Annotated in this window: 4 protein-coding genes; 2 read left to right on the top strand and 2 right to left on the bottom strand. The window is 64.0% G+C overall.

The annotated features are described in order from the left end of the window. Positions 1-32: 32 nt before the first annotated feature. Complete coding sequence (locus tag VNZ93_RS13290; RefSeq protein ID WP_325705591.1) at positions 33-812, bottom strand: MOSC domain-containing protein; 780 nt, start codon at positions 810-812, stop codon at positions 33-35. A 256-nt stretch (positions 813-1,068) separates the two neighbouring features. Between VNZ93_RS13290 and clpB the strand changes: the two genes are divergently transcribed. Continuing rightward, entirely contained in the window at positions 1,069-3,669 is a 2,601-nt protein-coding gene (clpB, locus tag VNZ93_RS13285; protein ID WP_325705588.1) for an ATP-dependent chaperone ClpB, read from the top strand. Positions 3,670-3,787: 118 nt separating this feature from the next. Here the strand turns inward: clpB and VNZ93_RS13280 are convergent, their stop codons facing one another. Then, complete coding sequence (locus VNZ93_RS13280; RefSeq protein WP_414710067.1) at positions 3,788-5,827, bottom strand: M23 family metallopeptidase; 2,040 nt, start codon at positions 5,825-5,827, stop codon at positions 3,788-3,790. Between the two features lie 557 nt (positions 5,828-6,384). Here VNZ93_RS13280 and VNZ93_RS13275 point away from each other — a divergent pair. After that, a partial coding sequence (locus VNZ93_RS13275) for a hypothetical protein (RefSeq protein ID WP_325705585.1) occupies positions 6,385-6,592 on the top strand: 208 nt, incomplete at its 3' end.

The raw sequence follows: 6,592 nt of genomic DNA, 5'->3' as shown, positions 1-6,592 counted from the left end.
ATCCCGTCGTCGACCAACTATTGTTACAGCTACTAAGCCTGACGCTCTGTCATAGGCGGCGTGCGGACGCTGTCGCCCGCGCTGATGAGACCGCCCGCCGTCACCTCCGCGTAGACGCCGCAATCCATGTGGTCGAAGCTGCGCATGAGCGCTTGCGGGATTTCCATGTCCCGGCTTCCGGTGCGCGGCTCCACGTTGGTAGCGGCGCAGCGCACGATGCGCTTCACCACTTTCAGCCGCACATCGCCGATCGCGAGCGTCGTTCCCAGCAGATCGAATTCGCGCCATGCGGGCCAGCCCTCGACATGGAGGTTGCCGCGAAAGCGTAACGGATCGACCGGCGCGCCCACCGCGTTCTCCACGGCCGCGACGGAGGCAAGGTTGATGATCGAGACCACCTTGGCGGCGACGTCCGAGAAGCTGTGGCCGTCGGCCTGCAGAACCTTCGGCGGCCCGCGCAGTTCGTCGGCGCTGTAGCGCGCGAAGAAGCCCTCGATCGCAGCCCGGCCCTCCGGGGACCGAAGGTCGCCGCGCGCTGCCTCCGCGCCGTTCTGCCGGATCGTCAGGATGTGGCTTGCTTCCTCGAAATGGGTGTCGAGGGCGGCCAGCCGCTCGTTGCGCATCAGCATCAGGAAGCGCTGCTTCGGGAAATATTCGGGTGCCGCCGGGTCGAAGCCCGAGGGACCGTTCTCGATGGCATAGAGGCGGTCCGCCGGCAGCGTCTGGCCGGGTGAGAGGGTGACCGCGGCCAGAGCCTCGGGCGAAAGCCCCTTGACCGGGTAGCGATAGATCGACCGGATTTTCGCGTTCATAGGCAGGGGCTTAACGGTGTCTGGAAATTACCCCGCCGTCTTGCGGGAGCGGTAAGGTCCCGGCAAGCTTTTTCGATTGCCCTGCCTTACGGAAACGGGACCGCATTCCTACATCGAGGCTGCGGATGCCCATCCGGGGTCCGCCGGTTGAGTCCCGCAGGTGTGAGCCGTTTGAGGCGGATCATAGCCGCGGGACGACCCAGATGCTCCGCCGGCGCCTCTTCGAGGGCCGCGGATCAGGCCGAGGGAGCGATATATGGATTTTGAAAAATACACCGAACGTGTGCGCGGCTTCATTCAGTCCGCGCATTCTCTGGCCCTCCGTGAGGGCAACCCCCAATTCACCCCCGAACATCTTCTGAAAGTGCTGCTGGACGATCCGGAAGGATTGTGTGCTGGCCTGATCGACCGATCGGGTGGCAATTCCAGGCAGGCCCTGAAGGATGTCGAGGCGGCCCTGAAAAAGCTGCCGAAGGTGTCGGGCGGCGGCGCGAGCCAGCCGCAGATGACGCCGGCGCTGGCGCGCGTTTTCGATCAGGCCGAGAAGGTCGCCCAGAAGGCGGGCGACAGCTACGTCACCGTCGAGCGGCTGCTGCTGGCGCTTGCGCTCGATCGCGACAGCGACGCCAGCAAGATCTTGCAGAATGCTGGCGTCACGGCCCAGAACCTGAACGCGGCGATCGAGGCGATCCGCAAGGGCCGCACCGCGGATACGGCGACTGCCGAAAACGCCTATGACGCGCTGAAGAAATACGCGCGCGATCTCACCCAGGCTGCCCGGGACGGCAAGCTCGATCCGGTGATTGGCCGCGACGAGGAGATCCGCCGCACCATCCAGGTGCTGTCACGACGGACCAAGAACAATCCGGTGCTGATCGGCGAGCCGGGTGTCGGCAAGACGGCGATCGTGGAAGGTCTCGCGCTGCGCATCGTCAACGGCGACGTGCCGGAATCGCTCGAAGACAAGAAGCTGCTTGCGCTCGACATGGGCGCGTTGATCGCCGGCGCGAAATATCGCGGCGAGTTCGAAGAGCGCCTGAAGTCGGTCCTGACCGAAGTCGGCGGCTCGGACGGGCAGATCATTCTGTTCATCGACGAGATGCATACCCTGGTCGGCGCCGGCAAGACCGACGGCGCGATGGATGCGTCGAACCTGCTCAAGCCGGCACTCGCGCGTGGCGAACTGCACTGCGTCGGCGCGACTACGCTCGACGAGTACCGCAAGCATGTCGAGAAGGACGCGGCGCTCGCGCGGCGCTTCCAGCCGGTCTTCGTTGAAGAGCCGACGGTCGAGGACACGATCTCGATCCTGCGCGGTCTCAAGGACAAGTACGAGGCGCACCACAAGGTGCGGATTGCGGACGCGGCCCTGGTCGCTGCCGCGACGCTTTCCAACCGCTACATCACCGACCGCTTCCTGCCCGACAAGGCGATTGACCTCGTCGACGAGGCGGCAGCTCGCTTGCGCATGCAGATCGATTCCAAGCCGGAAGAGCTCGACAATCTCGACCGCGAGATCGTGCGGCGGAAGATCGAGCAGGAGGCCCTTCGCAAGGAGAGCGACGCCGGATCCAAGGACCGCCTGAAGCGGTTGACCAAGGAACTGGCCGAGCTCGAAGAGAAGGCCGATGCGCTCACCGCCAAATGGAGATCGGAAAAGGACAAACTCTCGAAGACGGCCGACCTGCAGAAGGAGCTCGACAAGCTGAAGAACGACCTCGCCGATGCCACCCGGCGCGGCGATTATCAGCGCGCCGGCGAACTGCAATACGACCGCATTCCGAAGCTCGAAAGGCAGCTCAAGGATGTCGAGGCGCAAAGCGCCGCCGGTGCGGTGCTGGCTGAGGAGGCTGTCACCGCCAGCCATGTCGCGCAGGTGGTGTCGCGCTGGACCGGCATTCCGGTCGACCGCATGATGGAAGGCGAACGCGAGAAGCTGCTCAAGATGGAAGAGCAGATCACCAAGCGCGTCATCGGCCAGAAGGAAGCGGTGACGGCAGTCTCGACCGCGGTGCGCAGAGCGCGTGCCGGCCTGCAGGACCCGAACCGGCCGATAGGCTCGTTCATGTTCCTTGGCCCCACCGGCGTCGGCAAGACCGAGCTGACCAAGGCGCTGGCCGAGTTCCTGTTCGATGACGAGCATGCGCTCGTGCGCATCGACATGTCGGAATACATGGAAAAGCACTCCGTGGCCCGGCTGATCGGCGCGCCTCCCGGCTATGTCGGTTACGAGGAGGGCGGGGCGCTCACCGAGGCGGTGCGGCGCAGGCCCTATCAGGTGATCCTGTTCGACGAAATCGAAAAGGCGCATCCGGACGTGTTCAACGTGCTGCTTCAGGTGCTCGACGACGGGCGGCTGACTGATGGTCAGGGCCGGACGGTCGATTTCCGCAACACGCTGATCGTGATGACGTCGAATCTCGGCGCCGAATATCTCGTCAACCAGAAGGAGGGCGAAGATACGGAAGCGGTCCGCGATCAGGTGATGGCGGTGGTGCGCTCGAACTTCCGTCCGGAATTCCTCAACCGCGTGGACGAGATCCTGCTGTTCCACCGGCTGCGGCGTGAGGACATGGGACGCATCGTCGACATCCAGCTGCAGCGGCTGCTCAAGCTGCTGGACGATCGCAAGATCACCATCAAGCTCGAACCCGAGGCGCGCGAGTGGCTCGCCGACAAGGGTTACGATCCGGCCTATGGCGCGCGCCCGCTCAAGCGCGTGATCCAGAAGAACCTGCAGGATCCGCTCGCCGAGCTGATCCTGTCCGGCAAGGTCAAGGATGGCGAGACGGTGAAGGTCTCCGCCGGCAAGTCGGGGCTGACTTTCAACGGCCAAGCCGTGAAGGAAGCGGCGTAACAGACAGGCTTTTCCGGCCGCGCGCTCAAGAGTGCGCGGCCGGATCGGACCAATCTATTCGAAAGCTGCTGGAGTGCTGCGCGCCGGCCAATGCGGGCACCGGAGATGACAGCGCCGATCAGCGCGTCGCGGAGCTTGTCTGCGCAACGCGGCCGCCGGCTCCACCACGCGCCATCATGTTGTCGAGGCGGTCACGCTCGGCTTCGAACGCCGTAAGCAACTGGTTTTCCAGCACGCGGCCGCGCGGCAGACGAATACGCATCGGGTCGACGAAGCGGCCGTTGACCATGATTTCGTAGTGCAGATGCGCGCCGGTCGAGAGGCCGGTCGAGCCGACAAAGCCGATCACCTGGCCCTGCCGCACCTTCGCGCCGGGCTCGATGCCGCGGGCATAGGCGGTCATGTGACCGTAGGCGGTCTCGTAGCCGTTGGTGTGCCTGATGCGCACGTATTTGCCGTAGCCGCCTTCCCAGCCGACCTTTTCGACTTCGCCGTTGCCTGCCGAATAGATCGGTGTGCCGTGCGGGGCGGCCCAGTCTACGCCGGTATGCATCTTGGCGTAGCCCAGGATCGGATGGCGGCGGACGCCGAAACCGGAGCGCAGAATGGCGTCGGAGATCGGCTTGCGGACCAGGAACTTCTTCGCGCTCTTTCCGGTCTCGTCGTAATAGTCGACGATGTTGTCGTCCGGAGTCTGGAAGCGGTAGAACTTTTTCTGTTCGCCGCCGATCGTCAGCGCGGCGAACAGGACATCGTTGCGGGTTTCGGCGCCGCCCGGCGTCTCATCCTCGCCGGCATAGAGAACGTCGAACGAATCGCCGGGCTGAACCTTGCGCTGGAAATCCACGTCGTACGAATAAACGCGGATCATGTCCTCGATGACCGCGCGCGGGATCTGGTTGCGCAAAGCGGTCTCGTAGATGCTCTGGTAGAGGCGCACGCCGCGGCCGTCATCCTCTTCCTCATCATCCTCGCGGGCGTCCGCGACGGATGCGGTGTTCATCGCGGCGACGTCGACCGACACGTAGCGGCCGAGATCGGAGAGGGCGATCACCGCCTCGATCACGCTGTCGTTCGCGATGATCACGCGAGCCGGCTGCAGCCGCCCGCTGCCCGCCACCGGGTTGAGCAGGACGCGGATACGCTGGCCTTCCTTCAAGCCGTTGTCGCGGCCGCGGAAGCCGAGGGCCGAAGCGATGGCGCGGATTTCCTGCGGCAGCGCACCGAGCTCCTGCAGGATGCTCGAGATGTTGTCGCCCTTCTTCACCACAATGGTGCGTTCGTTGACGACATTCACCGGGGTCGTGTTTTTCGGAAGAAGGGTGATGTTTTCCGGAACGATGCGAGCCTCGAAGCCGGCATAAGGATCGGGTGTGCCTTCCGCTGCGTAACCAAGCACACGCGCGGCGGTCGGGAGCCCGGCGACCTGGAAGCGCGGGTTGGTATCGCGTGCGCCCCAGTTCGCGGCTTCACGCACCGTCGCAAGGATCTCGTCCATGGACACGCTGCCGGCAATCTTGGCGCGCGGGAGAATCGCCGCGAGATCGCGCTGCACGAACGAGACCTCGGCGTCCGGCTCGGCCGCGTTCGCGGTATCGCTCGTCGGCATCGGCGCATCTGAATCGGCGAGCATTTTCTGCGGATTGAAGGGCGGGATGCCGGCCGACAATTCGGTGACGGCCATCGCGAGGTTCGAGGAGACGCGCACGAATGGCCGCACGCGGACGACTTCGCGGTTACCCGAACGGCTCGTCATCGACACGCGGATGACCTGCCGTGCCGAGTTGGTTTCGCCCGCAGGCGGCAGGCGATCGGCCTTGCGCGGGCCCGAAGAGCGTTCGGCAATGGCGCCGCGCAGGCCGCCTTCAACGCGTTCGGGGGAGGCGGCGAAGTGAGCTTCGCCATCGAGCGATGTGAAAACGGCGCCGCCCATCAAGGCTGCGCCGCACAGGCCAGTCAGAATAGTCCCGGAAAACCACTGGGCCGAAACGCGACGACGGTCGATCGTCATCCCGGTTCCGCCGTCGACGGACAGCGGCGGCTCATTGCCAAGATCGATGCGATCGATCTCAGCCCTTGGCCGGTGTGCCGCGCGGCTTTGGTCCAATTCGCCGTCCCCCAGAAAGCCGGGCGTCCGCCGGCCGGTACGAATGGTCAACAGGTCTTCGCGCCCCCAACACAGCGAGCAGACCGGAAGAAAAAGGCGCGGCACGATGCCGTGGAGAGGTAGACGCGTCAATGCGCGCCGGTCTCCGCTTTTTCTGATCCGGAATGGGCCTGCCCAAGCCCGCGAATATGTTCCCCAACAAGCAGCAGGACGTCCGAACAATATGGCCTCAGTACGGCGCAGAGCCGTTTTCCTTGAAGAATCAAGGCTCGGACCCCATTTGTGGAGAAGCGGGAACGATTTGCAGCGCAGCGCGATTTTTTTCGTCGTAATCGTGTTGACACGAAATCGAGCCCCGAATATATACCCCCCCACTGGCGCGGCGCACTGCCTCTCGGCGGTCCCGCTCCTTCGAAGCACCTCACTTGAAACAGTGAACCCAGCTTCCGATCAGTTGTCGGAGGCAAGGGCTGCTTCGGCGAATGAGTTTCTCCCCGGAAATCGGGGATGGGGTCTTCGGATCCCGGGCTGTTTGAAAAGTGAATCGGAAGAAAGAGAAACGTGGACGGCGGAGTCCTTGCGGGCCGCATCCAAGGACATGCTTCGGCATGTACGAGGCCGCGGCCAACGAGAATACTTCGGCGGTCTACGTTTCAAGGTACATCGCAACTGGTCGAGCAATCGGTCAGGTGGATGGACCTCGTCAAAGATGGCGTCGCGAAAGCGACACCAGCGAAACGTGTGATCAGCCGAGATCAAATCTCATGAAACTTGAGAGTTTGATCCTGGCTCAGAGCGAACGCTGGCGGCAGGCCT

It is taken from the genome of Pseudorhodoplanes sp. (assembly GCF_035565795.1).
In the GTDB taxonomy this organism is placed as follows: domain Bacteria; phylum Pseudomonadota; class Alphaproteobacteria; order Rhizobiales; family Xanthobacteraceae; genus Pseudorhodoplanes.
Note: the sequence above shows the minus strand (reverse complement) of the source record. Positions and strands in the feature narration are given on the sequence as shown.